Here is a 22,885-nt window from a genome sequence, read left to right as displayed (position 1 = left end):
GCCGTGGGCGTCGGCCCGCACGGTCACGGCACCGTTCCATGGCGTGTCCTCACGGCGGAGTACGCGCGCCCCTTCTGATCTCGGCCGCGCTCCGCCCGTACTCCTTGCGCAGGGCGCGGCTGAGGTGGGTGGCGTCGAAGATCCCCCAGCGGGCGGCGATCAGGGCGACACTGCGGCAGGCGAGGGCGGGATCGGCCAGGTCACGCCGAATGCGGTCCAGGCGCTGCCCCCGGATCCAGGACGCCAGCGTGACGCTGCGCCCGTTGAGCACCTTGTGCAGGTAGCGGAGCGAGATGTGGTGGGCGCGGGCCACCGACTCCGGAGTCAGCTCCGGATCGTGCAGACGGCCCAGGCAGTACGTGAGCAGCCGGTCGGCGAGGTCGTCCTGGGCGGGCGCCACCACCGGCTGTTCGGCCAGCGCCGACAGGACGATGGACACCAGCGCGTTGGCCAGGTGCGGACCGCCGCCGCCGATCGTGCCGAGCTCCCCGGCCGTGTCCCGCAGCAGCGTCGCCGCCAGCCGCCGGCCGCCGCCGTCGGTCGGCACCACCGACGCCGTCCGCGTGGGCAGCCGGTCGGCGTGCGCGCCGAACAGCGGGCGCGGGATGCCGAGCACGACGATGTCGAACGGATCCCAGAACCGCAGCTCGTACGGCCGGGTCGTCTCGTAGAGCACGAGGTCGCCGGCGCCTGGCAGGCATTGGCGGCCGTCCTGCTGGACGCCCGCGCGGCCCTTCCCGTGCAGCGCCACCTTGATCAGCTCGCGATCGGCGGACCCGATGAGGGCCCTGGTGCGCCGCACGACGCAGGGGCCGCCGGTGATCCGCGTGATCAGGACGCCGCCGGGCCGGGCGCCGCACAGGGTGCCGCCCGCTCCCGGCGCGGCCGGGTGGATGCGCATGGGCGCGAATGCCTCGGAGGCCAGCTGCTCGAAGCGCTCCACCTGCTCGTTCCCTGTGGTGCGGGTGTGCGGGAGAGAGGGCACGGGGCTGACTCCTCTTCCTCTTCGTGCGCGGGCGGCGCGGTGTCGTCGTGGTGTTGACGCGCGCCGCGGACTCCCTTTGGCCAGTCTGTTCCTCGCCCGCCGGTCTGTCCACGAACAGGACGTGCGGCCGGACGGCGCCTGCGGTTGAAGGTGCGGGTGCGGTGAGGGAGGCTGTCGCGAGTGCGATGGCCAGGCGGCTGGGGGAGCGCAGGCGGGGGGCGGCGCTCCAGGCTTTCGTGGATGCTATGGCAGACCCGTGGATCAAGCCGCTGATGCCGCGGAACTTAGGTATTCAGGCTGGAATGTGCGAAAGGTAGGGTGAGGGCTTGTGACGACGTTTCGGATCAGCGAGGCCGCCGCGTTGCTCGGGGTCAGCTCCGACACCGTCCGCCGCTGGGTGGACGCGGGCCGGCTGCGGGCCGAGCGTGACGAGCACGGCCACCGGCAGGTGAACGGGGCCGACCTGGCCATGTTCGCCCGCGGCCAGGTCGAGGCCGTGGACGGCGCCCGTTCCTCGGCGCGTAATCGCTTTCGCGGGATCGTCACCGAGGTGATCCGGGACGCGGTGATGGCGCAGGTGGAGATCGCCGCGGGGCCGTTCCGGGTGGTGTCGCTGATGAGCCGCCAGGCAGCCGATGAGCTGGGCCTGGAGGTGGGGGTGGTGGCGGTCGCCGTGATCAAGTCCACCAACGTCGTCGTGGAGATCCCCGGCCACGAACGCGTGGCCAGTAGCCTGTGAGGAGCCCTCCTTTGGTGTTCAGTCGTTTTTCCCGGTGGGCCGTGGCCCTTCCCGTCGCGCTGGCGCTCGCGGGCCTGTCCGGTTGCGGCTCCGGCGAACCCGCCGCCTCCACGACGTCAGCCTCCTCGCCGGCCTCCGCCGCCGCCAAAGAGGTGACGGTGTTCGCGGCGGCGTCGCTGACCGGGACGTTCACCGAGCTCGGCAAGACCTTCGAGGCCGCGCATCCGGGCACCACGGTGAAGTTCAACTTCGGCTCCAGCGCGACGCTGGCGCAGCAGATCGTCCAGGGGGCACCGGCCGACGTGTTCGCCGCCGCGAGCCCGGCCACCATGAAGACCGTGACCGATGCCTCCCTGGCGAGTTCGCCGACCACGTTCGTGCGCAACAAGCTGCAGATCGCCGTGCCGAAGGACAACCCGGCCAAGGTGGATGAGCTGAAGGACCTGACCGACGCCAAGGTGAAGGTGGCGCTCTGCGCCGAGCAGGTGCCGTGCGGGGCGGCGGCCGTCAAGGCGCTGGACGCGGCCGGGCTGAAGGTCACCCCGGTCACCTTGGAGCAGGACGTCAAGGCCACCCTGACGAAGGTGGAGCTGGGTGAGGTGGACGCGGCGCTGGTCTACAAGACCGACGTGATCGCCTCTGGCGGGAAGGTGCAGGGGATCGAGTTCCCCGAGGCGGACCAGGCGATCAACGACTACCCGATCGCGACCGTGGCCAAGGCTCCGGCCGGTGACGCGGCCAAGCAGTTCGTCGATCTGGTGTTGTCGCAGCCGGGCAAGGACGTGCTGACCAAGGCCGGCTTCGAGGCGCCCTGACCCGCATGGTCACCTTCAAACGCGCAGAACCGGTGGACCCTCGCGAGGTGTCCACCGGTCACCCGGCGTCGTCCGATCGGGGCCGTCCGCCCTGGATGTTGCTGCTGCCCGCGCTGCTCGGGCTGGCGTTCCTGGTGCTGCCGCTGGCCGGGCTGCTGATCCGGGCACCGTGGTCCACCCTGCTGGAGCGGCTGGCCGAGCCCCAGGTGCTGGAGGCGCTGCGGCTGTCGCTGATGTGCGCCACCGTCGCCACCGTGCTCTGCCTGCTGCTGGGCGTGCCGCTGGCCTGGCTGCTGGCCCGGGTCGACTTCCCCGGCCGGCGCCTGGTCCGGGCCCTGGTGACCGTGCCGCTGGTGCTGCCGCCCGTGGTCGGCGGCGTCGCGCTGCTGCTGGTGCTCGGGCGGCGCGGCCTGGTCGGGCAGTGGCTGGAGGCGTCCTTCGGGATCACACTGCCGTTCACCACGATCGGCGTGATCGTCGCCGAGGCGTTCGTGGCGATGCCGTTCCTGGTCATCAGCGTCGAGGGCGCGCTGCGCGCCGCCGACCGGCGCTTCGAGGAGGCCGCCGCCACGCTGGGCGCCTCGCGCTGGACGGTGTTCCGCCGCGTCACGCTGCCGCTCATCATGCCCGGCGTGGTGGCGGGGGCGGTGTTGTGCTGGGCGCGGGCGCTGGGCGAGTTCGGCGCCACCATCACCTTCGCGGGCAACTTCCCCGGCACCACGCGGACCATGCCGCTGGCGGTCTACCTGGCGCTGGAGACCGAGCCGGAGGCCGCCATCGTGCTCAGCCTCGTCCTGCTGGCCGTCTCGGTGATCATTCTGGCCAGCCTGCGCGACCGGTGGGTGAGCGCGCCATGACCCTCGACGCCCGGCTCATCGTCAACCGGCCCGCCTTCACCCTCGACCTCGCGCTCAAGGTCGCCGCCGGTGAGGTCGTCGCGCTGCTCGGCCCGAACGGCGCGGGCAAGACCACCGCCCTGCGTACCCTGGCCGGGCTCACGCCGCTGTCGCGGGGCGAGATCGTCCTCGACGGGAACCCTCTGCACACGCTGCCCACCGAGCAGCGGCCGATCGGCGTGGTCTTCCAGGACTACCTGCTCTTCCCGCATCTGTCCGCGCTGGACAACGTCGCCTTCGGCGCGCGGTGCCAGGGCGTGCAGAAGGCGGAGGCCCGCCGCGCCGCCGCCGTCCTCCTCGATCGCGTCGGCCTGGCGGAGCATGCCTCGGCCAAACCCCGGCAGTTGTCAGGGGGGCAGGCGCAGCGGGTCGCGCTGGCCAGGGCGCTGGCCGTACGGCCACGGCTGCTCCTGCTGGACGAGCCGCTGGCCGCGCTCGACGCCCACACCCGGCTGGAGATCCGTTCGCACCTGCGCCGTCACCTGAGCGATTTCGACGGCGCAACCCTGCTGGTCACCCATGACCCCCTCGACGCGATGGTGCTGGCCGACCGGCTGATCGTCATCGAGAACGGCTCCATCGTGCAGCAGGGCGCGCCCGCCGAGGTGGCCCGCCGGCCGCGCACCGACTACGTCGCCCGCCTCGTCGGGCTCAACCTGTACCGCGGCCTGGCCGACGGGGCGCGGGTCGAGGTCGGCCAGCTGCTGTTCAGCACGTCGGAACGGCTGGAGGGGGCCGCGTTCGTGGCCTTCCCGCCGGCCGCCGTGGCGCTGTACAGGACCCGGCCGGACGGCAGCCCGCGCAACGTCTGGCAGGCGCGCATCGAGGGCATCGAACGGCACGGCGACAATGTCCGCGTCCACCTCGACGGCCCCATCACCGCCTTCGCCGACATCACCCCGGCCGCCGTCGCCGACCTCGACCTGACCCCCGGTCAGCAGGTGTGGGCATCGGTCAAGGCCACCGAGACCCACGCGTATCCGGCATGAGCACCACGGACAGCGTCCATGAGCGCAACGCCATCTGCCTGGGCGGCCCCTGCCACGGCCTGCTCACCCACATCGATCAGGACATCGGCATCCTGGCCATACCCGTGCCGCGCCGCTCGCCCGACCAGCCCGAGGCTCGCGCCCGCTACCGCATCACCCGGGAGCGGGTGCGCTACTGCGGGCAGGACGAGCCGTACATCGCCCTGCACTGGGCCGACCCGCCGTGTTCCTGCGGCCTGGACCCATGATCGGCGCGCGGGCGGCCGGTTTCTAACGCGCCCGGGTGCTGTAGGAGTGGGCGCCGGCCCCGGCCAGGCCGCCGCCCTCGACGATGAGGTACTCCTCACGGATCGGGGTGCCCTCCAGCCACGATTCGAGGATCTCGCGGGTGCCGGCGGCGTAGCGGGCCTGGGCCGACAGGGACGAGCCGGAGATGTGCGGGGTCATGCCGTGGTGCGGCATCGTCCGCCAGGGGTGGTCGGCGGGGGCGGGCTGGGGGTACCAGACGTCGCCGGCGTACCCGGCGAGTTGCCCGCTCTCCAGGGCGCGGACGATCGCGTCGCGGTCGGCGATCTTGGCGCGGGCGGTGTTGATCAGGTACGCGCCGCGCTTCATGGACGCGATCAGCTCGTCACCGAACAACCCCTCGGTCTCCGGGTGCAGCGGCGCGTTGACGGTCACCACGTCGCAGTGGGGCACCATGGCGGCGGCGTCGGGGTGGAAGGTGAGCCCGAGCTCCTCCTCGACCTCGCGCGGCAGTCGGTGCCGGTCGGTGTAGTGCAGGTGCACGTCGAACGGCTTGAGCCGGCGCAGGACCGCGGTCCCGATGCGGCCGGCGGCGACGGTGCCGACGTGCATGCCCTCCAGGTCGTAGGAGCGGCTGACACAGTCGGCGATCTTCCAGTCGCCGTCCAGCACGGTCTGGTGGGAGGGCAGGTAGTTCCGTACCAAAGAGAGGATCATCATCACCACATGCTCGGCCACGCTGATGCTGTTGCAGTACGTGACCTCCGCGACGGTGATGCCGCGGGTGATGGCGGCGTCGAGGTCGACGTGGTCGGAGCCGATGCCGGCGGTGACGGCCAGCTTCAGCTTGGGGGCGCGGGCGATGCGCTCGGCCGTCAGGTACGCGGGCCAGAACGGCTGGGAGATGACCACGTCGGCGTCGGCCAGCTCGCGGTCGAACTCCGAGTCGTCGCCGTCCTTGTCGGAGGTGACCACCAGGGTGTGGCCGCGCTCCTCCAGGAAGCGGCGCAGCCCCAGCTCCCCGGACACGCTACCGAGCAGGTGCCCGGGGGTGAAGTCGATGCCCTTGGGGCTGGGCAGCGTCTGCCCGCCCGGATAGCCGGTGAGCGCGGGCAGACCGTCGCGCGCGTAAGTGGTCGGGTTGCCGTCGATCGGGTCGTCGTAGAGCACGCACAACACCTTGGCCATGATTCCTGCTCCTCGTCGGTCGGGGTCACCTCACTGTCCGCCGATGGGTCTTCGCAGGTCAAAGCGTTTGTGTCTATCGGGTGATAGGCGCCGTCTATGCCAGGTGGTCACGGGCGAGCCGGTCGAACACCTCACGCAGATCGAGGTCGCGGGCGAGGTCCAGCACGGCCCTGGCCATCGCCGACTCCGGGCCCGTCCCGGCCACGACGAGCCCCACCCGCGGCTCCCGGGCCGCCCGCTCCAGCCGGACCACCCGCATGCCCTCGGGGACACCGAACATGTGCAGCCAGGCGTGCGCGATGACGCTGGACCAGCGGTGCGTCGCCACGTGCGCGAACAGGGCGGAGACGGTGTCGGTCTCGATCGCGGGCACGGCCACCGCTCCGGCCTGGCGGAAGTTGGCGTCCAGGATGCGGCGGTTGCGCATCTCGGGGGCGAGCAGGCACAGCGGCAGCGCGGCGACCTCCGCCCAGCGCGCCACCCGCCGGTCGGCCAGCTCGCCGTCGGACGGGGTGAGCAGCAGGTAGCGCTCCTCGTACAGCGGGCTGGAGCGCACGTCGCCCAGATCCTCCTCGTCGTCGAGGTACGTCATCGCCATGTCGATCTCGAAGTCGGCCAGCCGCCGCGCGATCTCCCGGGACGACAATGACGTCAGCAGCACCCGTACATGCGGATATCGCTCGCAGAACGGCGTGGTCAGCAACGAGGCGGCGGTCAGCGCGGTCGGGATCGCCCCCATCCGCAACGTTCCCGACAACCCCTCGCGCATCCGGGACAGGTCCTGGCGCAGCGCCTCGGCGTCGGCCAGGATGCGGTGCGCCCACAACACCACCCGCTCGCCCTCCGGCGTCAGCCCGGCGAAGCGTTGCCCGCGCAGGACGAGCGGCACGTCCAGCTCGCGTTCCAGCTTGCGGATGGCCGCCGACAACGACGGTTGCGACACGTGACAGGCCGCGGCGGCGCGGGCGAAATGCCGCTCCCTGGCCAGGGCCACCAGATACTCCAACTGGCGCAACAGCACGTCACAGGATGTCGCGTTCGTACCTTCCGCGTCCATCCCCCGCGGTGCGCTGGGCCGCCTTCAGCAGCCCCAGCCGCTGGGGTGTCCGGTGACGGGCATGTCCGCATCCGGTGCGGGTGATAGCGTCTGGCGGGTCATTCGCGCGTGTTGTGGAGCTTTCCGTGGTTGATGAGAGTCCGGTCGTACGGCGGTCACTGTTCTTGCACGCACCGATCCGGCGCAGGCCACGGCAGATGCTGGAGCAGATGTCGCAACTGGTCGACGAGGGCACACCGCCGGACGGGCCCGAGGGGCCGGTGGCCGTGCTGGAACGCCGTCTGGCCGACCTGCTCGGCAAGGAAGCCGCGCTGTTCTTTCCCAGCGGAACGATGGCGCAGCAGGTCGCGCTGCGGATTCACGCCGAAAGGAGCGGACGCCGTACCTTCGCCGCTCACCCGCAGTCGCATCTGGACGTGTGGGAGCAGCAGGGCTACAACGCCGTCCACGGCCTGCGGTTCCACCGCACCGGTGACCCCTTCGAGCTGATGACGGCACAGGACCTGGCGGCGGTCGGCGAGCCGGTGGCCGCCGTGGTGTGGGAGCTGCCGCAGCGCGACCTGGGCGGTGTGCTGCCCGAATGGGATGACCTGTGCGGGCAGGTCGCGCTGGTGCGGGCCTCCGGCGCGGCCACGCACCTGGACGGCGCACGGCTCTGGGAGGCCCAGACGTATTATCGGCGGCCCTTCGACCAGATCGCGGGCCTGTTCGACTCGGTGTACGTCTCCCTCTACAAGAGCCTGCAGGGCGTCCGGGGCGCCGTGCTCGCCACGGACGCGGACACGGTGCGCGCCGCTGAGGTGTGGCGGCAGCGACTCGGCGGCGGGATCGCCGACGCCTGGCCGCTCGCCCTGGCCGCCATGGTCGGCCTCGACACCGTGGCCGCGCGTATGCCCGCCTACCGCGAGCACGCGATCGCCGTCGCCGCGGCGATCAACGCCGACGGCGCCGCCCGCGCCCACCCCGATCCGCCCCAGACGCCGCTCTTCCACATCCACCTGCCGGCTCCCAGACGCGCGGTCGAGCGGGCCGGGTCGGCCCTGCTCGCCGAGCAGGGCGTCCAGCTCTGGGGACGGGTGCGCTCCGCCCCCGATCCGTCCCGCTCCAGCTTCGAGGTCACGGTCGGTGAGAACGCGATGGAGTTCACGCCGGAGGAGGTGGCGGCCTTCATCCGCGACGTCCTGGCCCGGGCGCGGATCTACGCGTGAACGACAAGAGGTGATCATCGCGGTGGTCGTGCCGGATGAGCGCTCACCCGCTCTGGGGAGATTCACGACCAGGACCACCGCCGGCGGACGTCACAGGAGCGGGAGCAGGTCCCGCGCGTCCGGGTGGGTGTCGAGGGTCATGACCTGGTCCACCAGGCGTTCCCTGCCAGGCGCGAGGCCGTGGAACTTGGCGAGCAACCGCTCGTCGGAGAGCGGGTTGGCGGGGGAGCCGAGCGGGGCGCTCACCCTGGCCCGCCGGACGGCGCCCGAGGTCGTGGTGACGGTCAGCGTCGGCTCGTCGATGCCGCCCATCTCCGGGTCCACCTCCAGGTCGATGAGGTTCATGAGCTCGGCGGCCCGGGGGTCGGCGCGCCGTTCGGGGGCGTAGGCGGCCAGGTCGGCGTCGCCGTACAGGATTCTGGCGGCGATGCCGTACGGCAGGCTCAGCTGCGCGCGGGGGAGGGTGGCGACGTCGCGACCGCCGCACATGCCGGCCACGAGCGGGCTCAGGCGCACGTGGATGCGGGCGATCTCGCCGGCGTGCAGGTCCAGGCCGCCGATCGCGTCGATGGAGGAGTGGGTGCTGCGGCAGGACGCGTACGGCTTGATGGAGCAGCGCGAGATCCGCCACGCCGTGCCGAGGTCGCGCGTCAGTGCGCCGGGGTCGGCCCCGGGGCCCGCGTACGTCCGCAGGAAGCCGCCCCACACGTCGTCGAAGATCCGGCCGGGGCCGTTCGTGCCGGACGCGGCCAGCAGCGCGGCGGTCAGGCCGCCCTCGGCGGCGCGGCCCGCGTGCAGCCGCTTGCTCGCCGCGCCGTCGTGCACGAAGGCCCACAGGCCGCCGGAGAAGCCGGCCGCCAGCCCCAGCGCGTGGGCGGCTCGCGCGCTGTCCAGCCCCAGCAGCCGCGTGCTTGCCGCCGCCGCGCCGAAGGTGCCGCAGGTGCCCGTCGAGTGCCAGCCGGCCTCGTTGTGCGCGGCGTAACCGCCACACGCCTCCAGCGTACGGCGGGCCACGTCGTACCCCAGGACGACCGCCTCCAGCAGCTCGGAGCCGCTGACCGGGCGGTCGGCGAGGCTGAGGCAGGCCAGCGCGGCGGGCACCACCACGGCCCCCGAATGATCGCAGCCGCCGGTGTCGTCGAGTTCGAGCGCGTGCGCCGCGACGCCGTTGAGCAGTGCCGCGTCGCGTGGCGCCACGCTCAGCCCGGTCCCCCAGACGGGTGCGTTCCCGGGACCGGCCAGGCCGGGGGCGGGGGTGGAGACCCCGGCCAGAGCGGCACCCAGCGTGTCGAGGAGGTGCCGCTTGGCCCGCTCGACCACGTCGGGCGGCAACGGCGGGGGCTTGGCGACGAGGTCGGCGAGCGGGAGGAGCGGCGTCATGAGGTCAGCTCCGCGAAGAGGTCGGCGAGCGGGAGGAGGAGTGGTGTCATGAGGTCAGCTCCGCGAAGACGTCGGCGGGATGGCCGGGTTCGTTGCCCGTGCGGGTGGCGCGCCAGTGGTCGGCCACCTGACTGCCGGTCGCGAACCACACGCCGGGCCGCTCGCGCATGACCGACAGCAGCGAGCGCAGGAGGGCGATGCGGCCGGGCGTGCCGATCACCTCGGGCTGCAGGCGCAGCACGTAGCAGAGGCCGAAGCGGTGGTAGGCGTCGAACTCCTGGGTCCAGTTCTCCAGCACGGCGGCGTAGGGGGCGATGCGCGACTGCCCGGTGGGGAAGGGCGGGTCGAGGTTGAACATGAAGTAGGGGTGGTCCTCCAGTTCGTGCTGGAGCGGGATCTCCACCAGGCCGGAGGGGTGGAAGTACGGCAGGTCGTCGCCCCGCCACGAGGAGGACCAGTCGATGCCCAGCGCGGGCAGCCCGGCCGCGAGCCCCGGCTTCCATTCGCCGATCGGGGTGCGGAAGCCGCGCGGGAGCGAGCCGGTCACCTCGGCCAGCGCGTCCTGGCCGCGCCTGATCGCGTCGAGCTGCCCGGCGAGGTCGAGCGGGTCGAAGTCCTCGTGCGCGTGGCCGTGGTTGGCGATCTCGTGGCCGGCCTGAAGGACCTCGCGGATCAGCCCCGCGTGCAGGCCGGGCACGAACCACGTCGACGGCACCCCGTCCAGCGCCCCGAGCAGCCGTTCGACGCCGCGGGTCGCGCCGTACCTGCCGACGGACAGGGTTTTGACGCGGTCGTGAGTGCTCGGGTCGGCGGCCAGGATCGCCAGCTCGGCGTCGAGGTCAACGGTGATCAGCACGGCGCAGCGCGCCTCATCCGGCCAGGTCATGTGCTCACTGATGACCTCGGCAGGCTCAGTCATGTCGCTCCTTCCACCAGGTGGCCACGTCCCTGCCGGTGGCGAACCAGACGTCGTCGTGCCCGCGCATGTGCTCGAACAGCCGCTCCAGCAGCAGGATCCGGCCCGGCTTGCCGGACACCTTGGGATGCCACAGCGTGCTCAGGCACAGCCCCTCCGCGTGGTAGCCGTCGAACTCCCGCTTGTAGTTGTCGAGCGTCGAGCCGTAGCCCGCGATGCGGTCCAGCCCGGCCGGGTAGTCGGGGCGGCGGGTGTAGGCGAGGTAGGCGTAGTCGTCCATGTCCCAGCGGACCGGGATCTCCACCAGCCCGCCGGGGTGCAGGTAGGGGCGGTCGTCGCCGCGCATCGAGCTGGAGTAGAGGAACCCCTCCTCGGCCAGGATCCGCGCGGTCACCGGCGACCAGTCGCCCGACGGTGTGCGGAAGCCGACCGCCTCGACGCCGAGCACGTCCATGAAGATCGCCTGGCTGCGCGTGAGGATCTCGCGCTGCTCGGCCTCGGTCCTGCCGTAGTACGGCTCGTGCCGGTAGCCGTGGTGCGCCATCTCGTGCCCGCGTTCCACGATCGTGCGGCATCGCTCCGGCCAGGTCTCCACTACCCAGGCGGGCGTGTAGAAGGTGGCGGGCAGCTCGAAGGCGTCCAGCAGGTCGAGGATCCTGGGCAGCGCCCGCCACGGCCCGTAAGAACCGAGCGTGAAATATTCGGGCTTGTCCCAGATGCTGCCGTCCAGCATCGCGCCGCCCGTCGGCCCGTCGAGGTCGAAGGCCAGCGACACGCAGGACTTCTTCTGGTGCGGCCAGCGGCTCACGGGCGGCACGACCTCATTTGGCGGTTCCGTTGAGGGTGACCTGCTTGATGGCGTTGTCCTTGAGGCCCCACTTGTCGAGCAGGCGACCGTAGGTGCCGTCCGTCATGAGGGCGCCGAGTGCCTTGACCACCGCGTCGCGCAGGCGCGGGTCCTGCTTGCCGAATCCCATGGCCTGGTTGACCTCGGTGAAGGGGTCGCCGATGACGTTGAACTTGCCGGGATCCTGCTTGGCGATGTAGGGGAGGGTCTCGCTGCCCTGGACCGCGGCGTCGAGCCTGCCCTGGGTGAGCTGGGTACGCGCGTCCGCGGAGCCCTCCGTGCCGACCACCTTGACCGGCTTGCCTGAGCAGTTCTGCTCGCTCCACTTCTTGATCTCGCCGGGGAAGGAGGTGCGGCGGCTGGCGCCCACGGTCTTGCCGCACAGGTCCTTCGGATCGGCGACCTTGGAGGTGGAGAAGAACTGCGCGCCCGAGCTCATGTAGCCGACGAGGTCGAGCGTCTTGCGGCGTTCGGGCAGATCGCTCATCCCCGAGAGGATCATGTCGATCCGCCCGGTGGTGACCGCGCTCTGCAACTGCTCGAAGGAGGTCTCCTGCCACTGGATCGTGACGCCGAGCTGTTTGCCGATGGCGTTGCCGAGATCGATGTCGAAGCCGGTGAGCTGGTTGGTCGAGGGGTCCTTGAACTCCAGCGGCGGGTAGTTGGGGACGTTGCCGACCACCACGGTCTTGGACTCGGCGATCTTCGGGGGGAGCCCGCCGTCCGAGGCGGGCTTGAGGTCCTTCGGCGCCTGCGCGGTGCAGGCGGTCACGGCCACGGCGAGGCAGGCGAGGAGGGCGATGGGACGAGACAAAACGGAACTCCTAGAGAACTGCTGAGAGGAAGGTCTTCGTACGCTCATGGGTGGGGTTGACCAGGACCTGGTCGGGGGTTCCCGTCTCGATGACGCGGCCGTCGTCCATGAACACGACCTGGTTCGCGACCTCTTTGGCAAACCCCAGCTCGTGGGTGACGACGACCATGGTCATGCCGGAGCCGGCCAGGTCGCGCATGACCGCCAGCACCTCGCCGACCAGCTCGGGGTCGAGCGCCGAGGTGGGCTCGTCGAACAACATCAGCCGCGGCCGCATCGCCAGCGCGCGGGCGATCGCGACCCGCTGCTGCTGCCCGCCCGACAGGGTCGAGGGGTAGGCGCCGGCCTTGTCCTTCAACCCCACCCGCTCCAGCAGCTCCAGCGCGCGGGTCTGGGCGGTGTCGCGCGATTCGCGCAGCACCCTGATCGGGCCCTCGACCACGTTCTCCAGCGCGGTCATGTGCGGGAACAGGTTGAAGCGCTGGAACACCATCCCGATCGGCCGCCGTTGCCGGGCGATCTGGGCGTCGCTGAGCTGGTGCAGCCTCCCGTCGCGCTCCACGTACCCGAGCAGCTCGCCGTCGACCCAGGCGGCGCCCTCGTCGATCGTCTCCAGCTGGTTGATACAGCGCAGGAACGTGCTCTTACCCGATCCGGACGGCCCGATGACGCACAACACCTCGCCCGTGGCCACCTCCAGCGAGATGCCCTTGAGCACGTGGTTGGCGCCGAAGCGCTTGTGCACGTCGACCGCTTTGATCATTTCTTCACCCCTCGGGAGAAGCGGCGCTCGACGACCAGTTGGCCCAGGCTGAGGATGCTGACCACGATCAGGTACCAGAACGTCGCCACGAACAGCAGCTCCATGACGCGGTTGTTGGCGTAGTAGATGTTCTGGGCGCTGTGCAGCACCTCCTGGTACTGGATCGCGCTGGCCAGCGACGTGAGCTTCACCATGCTGATGAACTCGTTGCCGATCGGCGGCAGGATGACCCGCATCGCCTGCGGCAGCACGATCCTGCGCAGCGTCTGGAAGCGCGTCATCCCGATCGCCTGCGCGGCCTCGGTCTGCCCCTGGTCGACCGAGAGGATGCCGCCGCGCACCACCTCGGCGGTGTAGGCGCCCTGGCAGATGCCCAGCCCGAGCAGCGCGGCGACGAACGGGGTCATCAGGTCGACCGTGCGCGCCTCGACGATGCCGGGGATGACGAAGTAGGGGAAGACCAGCGCCAGGTTGAACCAGAGGAACAACTGCAGCAACTGCGGCGTGCCGCGGAAGATCCACGTGTAGAGGTACGAGACGCCGCGGGTGACCGGGTTCTGCGACATCCGCATCACCGCGAACAACACGCCCAGGGCCAGCCCGACGATCATGGCCAGCACGGCCATGACGATGGTGTTGACCACGCCGGTCAGGATGGCCTTCGCGGTCAGGTACTGCCCGACGACGCTCCACTCGATCTGCCCGCCGGCGAACGAGACGACGATCGCCACGAGGACGGCCACCACGACGATCGCCGCCACGTACCGGCCGTAGTGTTTGCGCGCCACCCGGGGCAGGTGGGCGACATCTGTGGACATGGGGGATCTCCTCACGAGCGAGAGGTCAGCGCGGGTGACAACACCCACAGGACTCGGGTGACCTCGTCGCCGGGGTTGACGAAGGTGTGGGGGGTGTCGCCGGGGAACAGGAACGAGTCGCCCTCGCGCATCTCGACCCGCTCGCCCGAGGCCTCGATCGTGAACAGCCCGTTGAGGACGTGCACGAACTCGATGTCGACGGGAAGCGAGTACGGCTCGTGGCCCGACCCGCCGCCCGGCTCGATCTCGCTGAGCAGGACCAGCAGCCGGCTCTCGTCCTTCGGCGTCAGCTGGTACTCGGTCATGCCGTTGCCGCCGAACTCGAGCCAGGCCCGGCTCTCCGACCTGACCAGCCGCCCGCCCGAGCCGTCGAACAGGTCGGCCACGTCCAGGTCGAGCGCCTTGCACAGGCGCAGCAGGGAGGCGACCGAGATGGACACCTGGCCGCGCTCGAACCTGGACAGGAAACCCTTGGTGAGCCCGGCCCGCTCGGCCACCTCGGTCAGGCTGAGCCTGCGCCGGCGCCGTAGCTCGCGGGCCCGCGGGCCGAGACCGGGCGAGTCCGGAATCGAGATCACGTCGCGGGTCCCCGGTATTCGCGTGCCCAGGCGCGTTGCCGCGCCAGCACGCCGGTGAGACGGTCGATCTGCTCAAGGACCCGCTCAGGTGAGGTGGCGCCGTAGCCGGTGCGCGCGGCGAGGGCCGCCTCGACGGTGAGGTGCGGACGCACCTCCGGCGTCAGCCGCACGTCCACCGCGGCCAGGTCCGCCTCCGACAGCTCGTGCAGGTCCAGACCCTTGTCCTCGCACGTTCGCACGAGCGCGCCGGTGATCTCGTGGGCCTGGCTGAACGGCACGCCGCGGCGCGAGAGCCAGTCGGCCACCTCGGTGGCCAGCGTGAAGCCCTCGGTCGCCTGCCTGCGCAGCTCGTCGACGTTAACCGACAGCGTGCGCACCAGCCCGGCCATGGCCGGCAGCACGATCACCAGGGTGTCCACGGTGTCGAAGACGGCCGCCTTGTCCTCGGACAGATCCCTGTTGTAGGCCAGCGGCATCGCCTTCAGCGTCGCCATCAGGCCGTTGAGATTGCCGAGCAGGCGGCCCGCCTTGCCCCTGGTGAGCTCGGCGATGTCGGGGTTCTTCTTCTGCGGCATGATCGAGCTGCCGGTGGCGAAGGAGTCGTGCAGCTCCACCCAGCGGAACTGGCGCGAGGCCCAGGTGCAGACCTCCTCGGCCAGCCGCGACAGGTTCACCCCCAGCATCGAGGTGGCGAACAGGAACTCGGCCACGTGGTCGCGGCCGGCGACGGCGTCGATGGAGTTCTCGCACGGCCCGTCGTAACTCAGCTCCGCCGCCGACAACTCCGGATGTACGGCTATCGCCGACCCGGCCAGCGCCGCCGAGCCCAGCGGGGAGAAGGCGGTGCGCCGGTCCCAGTCCAGGAGCCGGTCGGCGTCGCGGGCGAACGCCTGCGCGTGGGCCAGCAACTGGTGCCCGAACACGATCGGCTGGGCGGGCTGCAGATGCGTGAAGCCGGGCGCCGTGGTGCGGACGTGCGCGCGGGCCTGCTCCATCAGGGCGTCCTGCAGTCCGGCCAGCGCCAGCACCAGCTTCCTGGCGTGATCGCGCAGGTAGAGCCGCAGGTCGTTGGCCGTCTGGTCGTTGCGCGAGCGGCCGGCGCGCACCTTGCCGCCCACCTCGCCCAGCCGCTCGACCAGGACCCGTTCCAGGAAGGTGTGCACGTCCTCGTCGGAGTCGTTCGGGCCGACGCGACCGGCGCGTACGTCCTCGTCCAGCGTGTCGATCTCGGCCAGCAGCCGCTCCGCCTCGGCCTCGTCGAGGATCTCGGCCCTGAGCAGCTCACGGACGTGGGAGCGCGAGCCCGCCAGGTCGTAAGGGGACATGCGGAAGTAGCTGTCGGGCGCCCGGGACAGGGCGAGCAGGGACGGGTCGGCAGGCGAGCGGAAGCGTCCACCCCAGAGCTGTTCGGACAACGCGGTTGCCTTCCGGTAAACGAGGTTTTCCGACATAGTGGTCTGCGTTGCCAAGGGTGTCAATAGCGCCTTTTGTGCCGAAATATGCTGTTTACAAGGGGAGTTTCATGTCTCAGGGACCCGTCGACGCCTCGCGCGTGCCACGCTTCGCAGGGCCCGACACCTATGCCCGGTTGCCCCGCCTCGACCAGGTGGAGCGGGCCGATGTCGCGATCGTGGGCGTGCCGTTCGACAGCGGGGTCTCCTACCGTCCCGGCGCCCGCTTCGGCCCGGCCGCGGTGCGTCAGGGCAGCAAGCTGATCAGGCCGTACAACCCCGCGCTGGACGTCTCACCGTTCGCCGACCTGCAGGTCGCCGATGCCGGGGACATCGCCTGCAACCCGTTCGACATCGGCCAGGCCATCGACACGATCGAGCAGGCCGCCGGGGAGTTCGACGCCAAACTCGTCACCATCGGCGGCGACCACACCATCGCGCTGCCGCTCCTGCGTGCCGCGCACCGCAAGCACGGGCCGCTGGCGCTGCTGCACTTCGACGCCCACCTGGACACCTGGGACACCTACTTCGGCGCCGAGTACACCCACGGCACGCCGTTCCGCCGCGCGGTGGAGGAGGGCATCCTCGACACCGAGGCACTCAGCCACGTCGGCATCAGGGGACCGCTGTACGGCAAGGCCGACCTGGCCGAGGACCGCAGGCTCGGCTTCGGCATCGTCACCTCGGCCGACGTCATGCGGCGCGGCCCCGACGAGATCGCCGACGCCCTGCGCCAGCGGATCGGCGACCGCCCGCTCTACATCTCCGTCGACATCGACACGCTCGACCCGGCCCACGCCCCTGGCACCGGCACCCCGGAGGCGGGCGGTCTGACCAGCCGCGAACTGCTGGAGATCCTGCGCGGGCTGTCGGGCTGCAACCTGGTCGGCGCCGACGTGGTGGAGGTGGCCCCCGCCTACGACCACGCCGAGATCACCTCGATCGCGGCCGCGCACGTCGCCTACGACCTGATCAGCCTGTTCGCGCTGGGGAAGCGGGCATGAGGACCGGGGGAGACCTGGTCGCGGAGAGCCTGGTCGCGCTCGGGGCCACGACCGTGTTCGGCGAGCCGGGCCAGCACGCGCTCGCCCTGTTCGACGCGCTGCGCCGCGCGCCGCTGCGATACGTCGGATGCCGTACGGAACTGGGCGTCGCCTTCGCCGCCGACGGCCATGCCAGGGCCACCGGGACGGTGACCCCGTTCATGGTCTCCACCGGCCCCGGCGCGCTGGCGACCCTGCCCGCCCTGATGGAGTCGCGCCTGGCCTGCGCGCCCGTGGTCGGGATCTCCAGCCAGATCCCGTCCGACGGGCTGGGCGGCCGCCGGAAGGGATACCTCCACGAGCTGCCCGACCAGGCGGCCTCCTTCCGCGGCGTGGCCACATCGGTCCAGGTCGTGCGGGCGGCCTCGCAGATTCCCTCCGCCCTGGCCCAGGCCTGGGAGGCGGCGCTCAGCGTGCCGCAGGGTCCCGCGTGGGTGGAGATTCCGCAGGACATCCTGCTCGCGCCCACGGACATCCCGCCGGTGGCCGACCTGAGCGTGCGTCCGCGCACGCCGCTGCCCCGCGCCGAGCTGGTACGGCAGGCCGTACAGGAGCTCGACTCCGCGTCGAACCCCGTCATCCTGGCCGGTGGCGGGGTCTCCCTGTCCGGGGCGGGGCCAGAGCTGCTCGCCCTGGCCGAGCGGCTGCGCTCGCCGGTGGCGACCACGTTCGCCGCGAAGGGCGTCTTCCCCCGCGAGCACCCGCTGTCGCTGCGCTCGTGGCTGGAGGACCGGTTCGTCACCGAGTTCCTCGAAGAGGCGGACGTGCTGCTGGTCGCGGGTTCCGGGCTGGGGGAGCTGTCCAGCAACTACCACACGATGCGCCCGCGGGGCCGCGTCATCCACATCGAGGCCGACGCGGGCAAGCTGGAAGCCAACACGAGCGGTTCGCTCGCCGTGCACGCCGATGCCAGGGCGACGCTGGGTACGCTCGCCGTGCACGCCGATGCCAAGGCGACGCTGGGCGCGCTCGCCGCGGCGGTGCGGCCCAGGCAGGGCGACGGTCGCGCGGAAGCGGCCGTGGCTGACGTGCTGCGGCGCGTACACGATCGGCTCAGCGGCCACGAGCAGGAGTTCGCGCTCCTGGAGGCGATCCCGTCCGGCGTGTTGTCGTTCTGGGACATGACCATCCTCACCTACTGGGCGTGGTCGGCCTTCCCCGGCCACATGTGGTCGGCGCAGGGAGCGGGCGGCCTCGGGTACGCGCTGCCCGCCGCGGTCGGCGCGGCGGCCTCGGGACAGCGCGCGCTCGCGATCTCGGGCGACGGCGGCGCGATGTACGGCCTGGCCGAGCTCGCCACCATGCGCCAGCACGACCTGGACGTCACCTGGCTGATCGTCGACGACGGGGGCTACGGCATCCTGCGCGAGTACATGACCGGCGCGTTCGGCACCCCCACCGGCACCGAGCTGGCCAGGCCGGACTTCGCCGGCCTGGCCGCCTCGTTCGGGGTCCCCGCGCGCGTCGCCACGCCCGAGTCCCTGGCCGGGCAGCTCGCCGCCGCCCTGGCCGAACCGGGCCCGAACGTCGTGGTCCTGCACGCCCGCCCTCGCATGTTCGCCCAAACCTAGCCCTGACGCTGTCCGCGCAACCGGACGGCGCCCTCGCATGTTCGCCCCGACCTAGCCCTGGCGCTGTCCGCGGAACCGGACGGCAACCCCCACGCCGGACGCTCCATCGGCGTTCCAGTTCCGAACCGCCGTCTCGAAGCGGAACGGGCCGGAACGGCGAAGGCCCCGGCGGGGTGAATCCGCCGGGGCCCGAGCTGGTCCGTGCCTACGCGGTGCGAACCCGCTCAGGCAGGGACCTCTGAGGCAGGTTGAAGCCTTTGACGAACAACCACACGGGCAGGACCAGGACTTCGAACAGCCCGCCCGGGGCCAGCACGATCATGCCCGGTGCCGTGTCCATGTCCAGGAGACCGAGGAACTCCAGCGGCACCCCCAGCAGGAGCAGCGCGTAGCCGACGAGCCCGAGGACCGCGATGGGCTGAGGGACGATTCTCGAGACGAACAGCAGATAGGTGAACACCAGGCCGCCGATGGACGTGGGAATGTATATCCACAACATCGAGTTGGGCACGGCCTCCAACTGAGTCAGCAGGTAGATGCCGCACGCGGTGGAGACCGCTAACTCGGCGACCCTCAGCAACGGGTACCAAAGGGCCAGCTTCTGGTTGAAGCCCTTGAGGACCCGATACATGAGGAAGCCGATTCCCACCACGGCCAGGCCCGAGCACAGCATGAGCGCCACACCGACCGTCAGCGCCGTTCTGTCGGGGTTGCCGTTGACGAATGCCTGGGTGAGCGTATTGCCGATCATGGCCGTGATCATCTGCACGATGAACAAAGCACCCACCACGACCGCGATTTTCCTGGTTGTCATGACGTAACTGTCCTTTCCTGGGTTGTCGATCCGCTCAGACGGTGATGGCGACTTTCCCTCGTGCCTTTCCCGCGACGAGGTGGCGCATGGCCTCCGGCACTCGATCCAGCGCGTACGTGCTGCCGATGCTCGGCGTCACCTTGCCCGCCTCGATGAGGTCGGCGAGCCGTTCGAGGTCGGCGGTGCGCTCCGTGGAGATGAACCCGGCCATCCGCGGGCCCGCGAACCGCGACAGCACCACGGCGCCCCACTGCCGGCCCATGCCTCCCGTCAGGGAGTCCCCGCCCTCACCGCCGACGAGGACGGCCGTTCCGGTGGGCTTGAGCGCGCGGCGGAGCCGTGACAGGGCGGGGCGCCCCGCGATGTCGACGATCAGGTCGTAGCGGTGGCCACCGTCGGCGAAGTCGTCACGGGTGTAGTCGATGACGTGGTCGGCGCCGAGGGAGCGCACCAGGTCGAGCTTCGCGGTGCCGCACACGCCGGTGACCTCCGCCCCGCAGGACTTGGCCAGTTGCACGGCGTAGCTGCCGACCCCGCCCGAAGCACCGGTGATCAACACCTTCTGTCCCCGCTGGACACGGCCGACGTCGCACACACCCCGCAGGGCGGTGATCGCCGAGACCGGAACCACCGCGGCCTGCTCGAAGGTGGTGTTCGCCGGCTTGCGGGCCAGTCTGTCCTCCCGGGCCACGGTGTACTCGGCGAACGAGCCCTTGCCGACCCCGAACACCTCGTCACCGGGGGCGAACCTGGTCACCGCGGAACCGACCGCGACGACCGTGCCGGCGACATCCATCCCGGGCACCGGTTTCTTCGGCCCGCGGAACCCGAAGGCGAGACGGATCAGGTACGGCCGGCCCGTCATCACGTGCCAGGTGCCCCGGTCGAGCCCGGCCGCGTGCACCCGCAGGAGCACCGTGTCGTCGGTGACCTCCGGCCGGGGGATCCGCGCGAGGCGGAAGACGTCGGCCGAGCCGTAGGCGTCCTGCACGATCGCCCGCATCGTGCCATCCGTCGTGGCCCCGCTGTCGCCGCCGGTCGCCTCGTGCCGCTGGTGAGATTCCATGACTGCTTCCCTTCGTACGATGGTGGTGTTCACGTCGCTGCCCCGCCCACAGGTCCTGCCTGGATGCCGCCGAGGGGCGCGATGGAGATCACTTCGATGTTGACCGACGTCAGATGGGCCAGGACTCCGTGCAGGTGGGAGGGGTCACCGATGTCGCCGACGAGACGGGTGACACCGTCGCGCGCATGGTCGATGGTGAAGTCGTCGAGGAGTGGCCGCAGGAGCCGATCGCTGACTCGGCCTCGGATCACGATCTCGTAGGTGGTTGGCTGGGACATGGCTCGATCATCACGGCGGCAGGCATGACGCGGCCTCACACGGTTCGCCATCTCACCCGGGTGAGGTCCCGGATGTAGGGTCTGGAACGTGAGCGTGGTAGAGGGGACGAGCCTGGCGGCCACGAAGCTGCGCCCACCGGTTCCGCCAGGCCGGTTCGTTCGCCGCTCACGGCTCGACGACATCCTCGACTCCGGCGTCGACGGCCACGCCCGCCTGGTCCTGGTGAGCGCTCCGGCCGGCTCGGGCAAGTCGACCCTGCTGGCGTCGTGGTTGAGCGGCCGGCCGGAAGCCGTCGCGTGGCTGCAGGCGGAGGAGAGCGACTCCGATCCGGCCCGGTTCTGGTCCTACCTGGTCGAAGCCGTCGGGCAGGCTCACCCGGCCGCCGCCATCGACCTCAAGCCGGTCGTGGCCGGCTCGAACGGTGACGACCTCGTCGTTGTGACCGCTCTCGTGAACGCTCTCGCCGCGGTCGCCGGCCCGCTCGTCGTCGTCATCGACGACTACCACCTGATCGACAACGGCAGCGTGCAGCGGGGCATGGAACGCCTCATCGACCTGTGCCCGCACCAGGTCACCATCGTGCTCTCCACCCGGATCGATCCGCCCTTCCGGCTCGGCCGGTTACGGGTACGCGACCAGATCGCGGAGATCCGGGGCGCCGACTTACGCTTCGACACCGACGAGGCCTCCGGCCTGCTGGGCTCGCTCGACCGGGCGCTGCTCGATCAGCTCTGTGGCCGTACCGAAGGCTGGGCCGCCGGACTCGTGCTCGCGGGTCTCTCCCTCGAACGGGTCACCGACCCCGGCGAGTTCGTCGAAGCGTTCCGGGGTGACGATCAGTTCGTCGTCGAATATCTCCGCGACGAGTTCCTCGCCACCGTCGACGCGAACGATCGCCGGCGCCTCCTGGAGACCTCGATCCTCGAACAGCTCAGTGGCGCCCTGGTCGATGCCGTCACCGGCGCGACCGGCGGTGCGCGATGGCTGAGCGACACCGCGGCCGTGAACCAGCTGCTGATCGGGCTCGACCGCACCCGCACCTGGTTCCGCTACCACCACCTCTTCCGCGATCTGCTCCGCCTCGAAGCACAGCAGGCCTTCCCCGAGCGGATACCCGGCCTGCACGCCCGCGCCGCGGCCTGGTTCGAATCCCAGGGCGACCACGGCCAGGCCATCGTTCATCGGCTCGCCGCCGGTGACGCCCACAAAGCGGCGCGCCTCCTGCTCATCCATGGGCAGCGGCTGCTCGCCGGCGGCCAGACCGAAACCCTCCGGGGTTTCCTCGAACAACTCGGCGACGTGGCGAAGACCCTGACGTGGTGCGCTCTGTTCTACGGCTGGTGCGAATACATCGACGGTCGTTATTCGCGTTCGGAGAGCTGGCTCGACACCATGGCCGACGTGGCGCCGGAGGGCTTCGACCACACCCCGGCGATCTCCCTGCGCATGAACATCTCGCTCGCCCGAGGCGACGTCGCCACCGCGCTCGCCACCGCCCGGCAGGTGAGCGCGACCGATCAGCTGATGTCGTACTCGTGCGATCTCGCGACCGCCACCGGTGCGGCCTACGCCTGGGCGGGGCTCGCCGACGAAGCCAGGCGGGCCCTGCGGTTCGCCGCGGAGAAGGCCGCTGCGGAACGATTCAGGACGGCACACGTCCTGGCCCTCGTCTACCAGGCCATCGTGGAGTTCGACTCCGCGGCGAGCGCTCAGACCGCCGCGTCCACGGCGATAGACACCGCGCAGGAGTTCGGGCTGGCCGCCTACCACGGGGTCGCGCCCGCGTACGCGATCCGGGCCCGAACCGGTGATGACCCCGCTCGCGCGCACGCGGACGCGACGCACGCCCTGAACCTGGCCAGACGGTCGTCCACCGACCTGGCTCTCGGTTTCGTCCTGACGGCCTGCGGCGACACGCTCATCGGCTTGGGCGATGCCGCCGGAGAGCCGCTCCTCGCGGAAGCCCGGTCCATCTTCGCCCGATGCCCCGACCCCGGCGTCGCCGGGCGATACCTGGCCCGTACCGAATCCCGCCACGGTCTCGCCGAGGCGGGAAACGGTCGAGCGGCGGCGCTCGTCGAGCAACTGACCGAGCGGGAGATGGCCGTGCTGCGGTATCTGCCGGCGGAGATGTCGCAACGCGACATCGCGTCTGAGCTGTTCGTGACGCTCAACACCGTGAAGACGCACTGCCGGGCGATCTACCGCAAACTCGGCGTCGGTGACCGCAAAGCCGCGGTCCAGGCCGCACGCGAGGCGGATCTCCTCTAGCCCGGCACCTGTGTCGTGTGTCACACCAGCTGAGACGCACGTCACATCCGGATTCCTGTCACACCTGGCCCAGGCTGCCCGGTCAACCGTGTGTATCAGGACACGTGGCGATTCCGAGTGCCCGTGAGGCTCCTTTCCCCTCCGCTTGAAG

The 22,885-nt window shown here is 70.9% G+C and carries 23 protein-coding genes; 9 read left to right on the top strand and 14 right to left on the bottom strand.

The window, feature by feature from the left end:
- Positions 1-49: 49 nt before the first annotated feature.
- Positions 50-985 carry an AraC-like ligand-binding domain-containing protein gene (locus ACFPZ3_RS28170; protein WP_379517255.1) on the bottom strand — a complete coding sequence of 312 codons (936 nt, stop codon included), beginning with the start codon at positions 983-985 and terminating at the stop codon, positions 50-52.
- A gap of 328 nt (positions 986-1,313) precedes the next feature.
- On the opposite strand from ACFPZ3_RS28170, the gene ACFPZ3_RS28165 reads away from it, so the two are divergent.
- The 5 genes from ACFPZ3_RS28165 (at position 1,314) to ACFPZ3_RS28145 (ending at position 4,672) form a co-directional block, all read left to right on the top strand.
- Complete coding sequence (locus tag ACFPZ3_RS28165) at positions 1,314-1,724, top strand: TOBE domain-containing protein (protein ID WP_379517254.1); 411 nt, start codon at positions 1,314-1,316, stop codon at positions 1,722-1,724.
- A gap of 11 nt (positions 1,725-1,735) precedes the next feature.
- Positions 1,736-2,539, top strand: a complete 804-nt coding sequence (modA, locus tag ACFPZ3_RS28160) for a molybdate ABC transporter substrate-binding protein (protein WP_379517253.1) — start codon at positions 1,736-1,738, stop codon at positions 2,537-2,539.
- 95 nt (positions 2,540-2,634) lie between these two features.
- Positions 2,635-3,396 (top strand): ABC transporter permease, encoded by a 762-nt coding sequence (locus ACFPZ3_RS28155; protein ID WP_379517476.1) that lies wholly within the window; start codon positions 2,635-2,637, stop codon positions 3,394-3,396.
- Entirely contained in the window at positions 3,393-4,424 is a 1,032-nt protein-coding gene (locus ACFPZ3_RS28150; protein ID WP_379517252.1) for an ABC transporter ATP-binding protein, read from the top strand. The genes ACFPZ3_RS28155 and ACFPZ3_RS28150 overlap by 4 nt, the downstream gene beginning before the upstream one ends.
- The gene (locus ACFPZ3_RS28145; RefSeq protein ID WP_379517251.1) at positions 4,421-4,672 is read left to right on the top strand and encodes a hypothetical protein; all 252 of its coding nucleotides are present in this window, start codon (positions 4,421-4,423) and stop codon (positions 4,670-4,672) included. The genes ACFPZ3_RS28150 and ACFPZ3_RS28145 overlap by 4 nt, the downstream gene beginning before the upstream one ends.
- Positions 4,673-4,694: 22 nt before the next feature.
- Here ACFPZ3_RS28145 and ACFPZ3_RS28140 read toward each other — a convergent pair whose 3' ends face one another.
- Together ACFPZ3_RS28140 and ACFPZ3_RS28135 are read right to left on the bottom strand one after the other, a co-directional pair.
- A complete protein-coding gene (locus ACFPZ3_RS28140; protein ID WP_379517250.1) occupies positions 4,695-5,858 on the bottom strand; it encodes an NAD-dependent formate dehydrogenase in 1,164 nt (387 codons plus the stop codon).
- Between the two features lie 94 nt (positions 5,859-5,952).
- The gene (locus ACFPZ3_RS28135) at positions 5,953-6,879 is read right to left on the bottom strand and encodes a LysR family transcriptional regulator (RefSeq protein WP_379517249.1); all 927 of its coding nucleotides are present in this window, start codon (positions 6,877-6,879) and stop codon (positions 5,953-5,955) included.
- A gap of 161 nt (positions 6,880-7,040) precedes the next feature.
- Between ACFPZ3_RS28135 and ACFPZ3_RS28130 the strand changes: the two genes are divergently transcribed.
- Positions 7,041-8,123 (top strand): threonine aldolase family protein, encoded by a 1,083-nt coding sequence (locus ACFPZ3_RS28130; protein WP_379517248.1) that lies wholly within the window; start codon positions 7,041-7,043, stop codon positions 8,121-8,123.
- A gap of 90 nt (positions 8,124-8,213) precedes the next feature.
- Here ACFPZ3_RS28130 and ACFPZ3_RS28125 read toward each other — a convergent pair whose 3' ends face one another.
- From ACFPZ3_RS28125 to argH, 8 genes are read right to left on the bottom strand one after another with little or no spacing between them, the layout of a single operon-like run.
- Entirely contained in the window at positions 8,214-9,503 is a 1,290-nt protein-coding gene (locus tag ACFPZ3_RS28125; RefSeq protein WP_379517247.1) for an MmgE/PrpD family protein, read from the bottom strand.
- A 46-nt stretch (positions 9,504-9,549) separates the two neighbouring features.
- Entirely contained in the window at positions 9,550-10,422 is an 873-nt protein-coding gene (locus ACFPZ3_RS28120) for a polysaccharide deacetylase family protein (RefSeq protein WP_379517246.1), read from the bottom strand.
- Positions 10,415-11,227, bottom strand: coding sequence for a polysaccharide deacetylase family protein (locus ACFPZ3_RS28115; protein ID WP_379517245.1), 813 nt, complete (start codon positions 11,225-11,227; stop codon positions 10,415-10,417). Before ACFPZ3_RS28115 ends, ACFPZ3_RS28120 begins: the two co-directional genes overlap by 8 nt.
- A gap of 13 nt (positions 11,228-11,240) precedes the next feature.
- Complete coding sequence (locus ACFPZ3_RS28110) at positions 11,241-12,080, bottom strand: ABC transporter substrate-binding protein (RefSeq protein ID WP_379517244.1); 840 nt, start codon at positions 12,078-12,080, stop codon at positions 11,241-11,243.
- Between the two features lie 10 nt (positions 12,081-12,090).
- Positions 12,091-12,843, bottom strand: a complete 753-nt coding sequence (locus tag ACFPZ3_RS28105) for an amino acid ABC transporter ATP-binding protein (protein ID WP_379517243.1) — start codon at positions 12,841-12,843, stop codon at positions 12,091-12,093.
- Positions 12,840-13,661 (bottom strand): amino acid ABC transporter permease, encoded by an 822-nt coding sequence (locus tag ACFPZ3_RS28100; protein ID WP_379517242.1) that lies wholly within the window; start codon positions 13,659-13,661, stop codon positions 12,840-12,842. The genes ACFPZ3_RS28105 and ACFPZ3_RS28100 overlap by 4 nt, the downstream gene beginning before the upstream one ends.
- Before the next feature lie 11 nt (positions 13,662-13,672).
- On the bottom strand, positions 13,673-14,239 hold the full coding sequence (locus ACFPZ3_RS28095) for a helix-turn-helix domain-containing protein (RefSeq protein ID WP_379517241.1): 567 nt from the start codon (positions 14,237-14,239) through the stop codon (positions 13,673-13,675).
- Entirely contained in the window at positions 14,236-15,654 is a 1,419-nt protein-coding gene (gene argH, locus ACFPZ3_RS28090; RefSeq protein ID WP_379517240.1) for an argininosuccinate lyase, read from the bottom strand. Before argH ends, ACFPZ3_RS28095 begins: the two co-directional genes overlap by 4 nt.
- Before the next feature lie 107 nt (positions 15,655-15,761).
- On the opposite strand from argH, the gene speB reads away from it, so the two are divergent.
- Positions 15,762-16,694 carry an agmatinase gene (gene speB / locus ACFPZ3_RS28085; protein WP_379517239.1) on the top strand — a complete coding sequence of 311 codons (933 nt, stop codon included), beginning with the start codon at positions 15,762-15,764 and terminating at the stop codon, positions 16,692-16,694.
- Complete coding sequence (locus tag ACFPZ3_RS28080) at positions 16,691-18,304, top strand: thiamine pyrophosphate-binding protein (protein ID WP_379517238.1); 1,614 nt, start codon at positions 16,691-16,693, stop codon at positions 18,302-18,304. Before speB ends, ACFPZ3_RS28080 begins: the two co-directional genes overlap by 4 nt.
- A gap of 205 nt (positions 18,305-18,509) precedes the next feature.
- On the opposite strand, the gene ACFPZ3_RS28075 is transcribed toward ACFPZ3_RS28080, so the two are convergent.
- Genes ACFPZ3_RS28075 through ACFPZ3_RS28065 form a run of 3 tightly spaced genes read right to left on the bottom strand, consistent with a single transcriptional unit; the run spans position 18,510 to position 20,462 of the window.
- Positions 18,510-19,118, bottom strand: a complete 609-nt coding sequence (locus tag ACFPZ3_RS28075; RefSeq protein WP_379517237.1) for a DUF4386 domain-containing protein — start codon at positions 19,116-19,118, stop codon at positions 18,510-18,512.
- A 34-nt stretch (positions 19,119-19,152) separates the two neighbouring features.
- Positions 19,153-20,184, bottom strand: a complete 1,032-nt coding sequence (locus tag ACFPZ3_RS28070; protein ID WP_379517236.1) for an NAD(P)-dependent alcohol dehydrogenase — start codon at positions 20,182-20,184, stop codon at positions 19,153-19,155.
- Positions 20,185-20,213: 29 nt separating this feature from the next.
- Positions 20,214-20,462 carry a hypothetical protein gene (locus tag ACFPZ3_RS28065; RefSeq protein WP_379517235.1) on the bottom strand — a complete coding sequence of 83 codons (249 nt, stop codon included), beginning with the start codon at positions 20,460-20,462 and terminating at the stop codon, positions 20,214-20,216.
- A gap of 88 nt (positions 20,463-20,550) precedes the next feature.
- On the opposite strand from ACFPZ3_RS28065, the gene ACFPZ3_RS28060 reads away from it, so the two are divergent.
- Entirely contained in the window at positions 20,551-22,734 is a 2,184-nt protein-coding gene (locus ACFPZ3_RS28060; protein ID WP_379517234.1) for a winged helix-turn-helix domain-containing protein, read from the top strand.
- Positions 22,735-22,885: the final 151 nt, after the last annotated feature.

It is taken from the genome of Nonomuraea insulae (assembly GCF_042656245.1).
The sequence above is the reverse complement of the archived record's forward strand: the minus strand, read 5'-3'. Positions and strand labels throughout refer to the sequence as shown.

Bases quoted from the DNA above. Each gene is read 5' to 3' on its own strand.
- ACFPZ3_RS28155 (WP_379517476.1), top strand. From the start codon at position 2,635: ATGTTGCTGCTGCCCGCGCTGCTCGGGCTGGCGTTCCTGGTGCTGCCG.
- ACFPZ3_RS28150 (WP_379517252.1), top strand. From the start codon at position 3,393: ATGACCCTCGACGCCCGGCTCATCGTCAACCGGCCCGCCTTCACCCTC.
- ACFPZ3_RS28145 (WP_379517251.1), top strand. From the start codon at position 4,421: ATGAGCACCACGGACAGCGTCCATGAGCGCAACGCCATCTGCCTGGGC.
- ACFPZ3_RS28140 (WP_379517250.1), bottom strand. From the start codon at position 5,858: ATGGCCAAGGTGTTGTGCGTGCTCTACGACGACCCGATCGACGGCAAC.
- ACFPZ3_RS28125 (WP_379517247.1), bottom strand. From the start codon at position 9,503: ATGACGCCGCTCCTCCCGCTCGCCGACCTCGTCGCCAAGCCCCCGCCG.
- ACFPZ3_RS28120 (WP_379517246.1), bottom strand. From the start codon at position 10,422: ATGACTGAGCCTGCCGAGGTCATCAGTGAGCACATGACCTGGCCGGAT.
- ACFPZ3_RS28105 (WP_379517243.1), bottom strand. From the start codon at position 12,843: ATGATCAAAGCGGTCGACGTGCACAAGCGCTTCGGCGCCAACCACGTG.
- ACFPZ3_RS28100 (WP_379517242.1), bottom strand. From the start codon at position 13,661: ATGTCCACAGATGTCGCCCACCTGCCCCGGGTGGCGCGCAAACACTAC.
- speB (WP_379517239.1), top strand. From the start codon at position 15,762: ATGTCTCAGGGACCCGTCGACGCCTCGCGCGTGCCACGCTTCGCAGGG.
- ACFPZ3_RS28080 (WP_379517238.1), top strand. From the start codon at position 16,691: ATGAGGACCGGGGGAGACCTGGTCGCGGAGAGCCTGGTCGCGCTCGGG.
- ACFPZ3_RS28075 (WP_379517237.1), bottom strand. From the start codon at position 19,118: ATGACAACCAGGAAAATCGCGGTCGTGGTGGGTGCTTTGTTCATCGTG.
- ACFPZ3_RS28070 (WP_379517236.1), bottom strand. From the start codon at position 20,184: ATGGAATCTCACCAGCGGCACGAGGCGACCGGCGGCGACAGCGGGGCC.
- ACFPZ3_RS28065 (WP_379517235.1), bottom strand. From the start codon at position 20,462: ATGTCCCAGCCAACCACCTACGAGATCGTGATCCGAGGCCGAGTCAGC.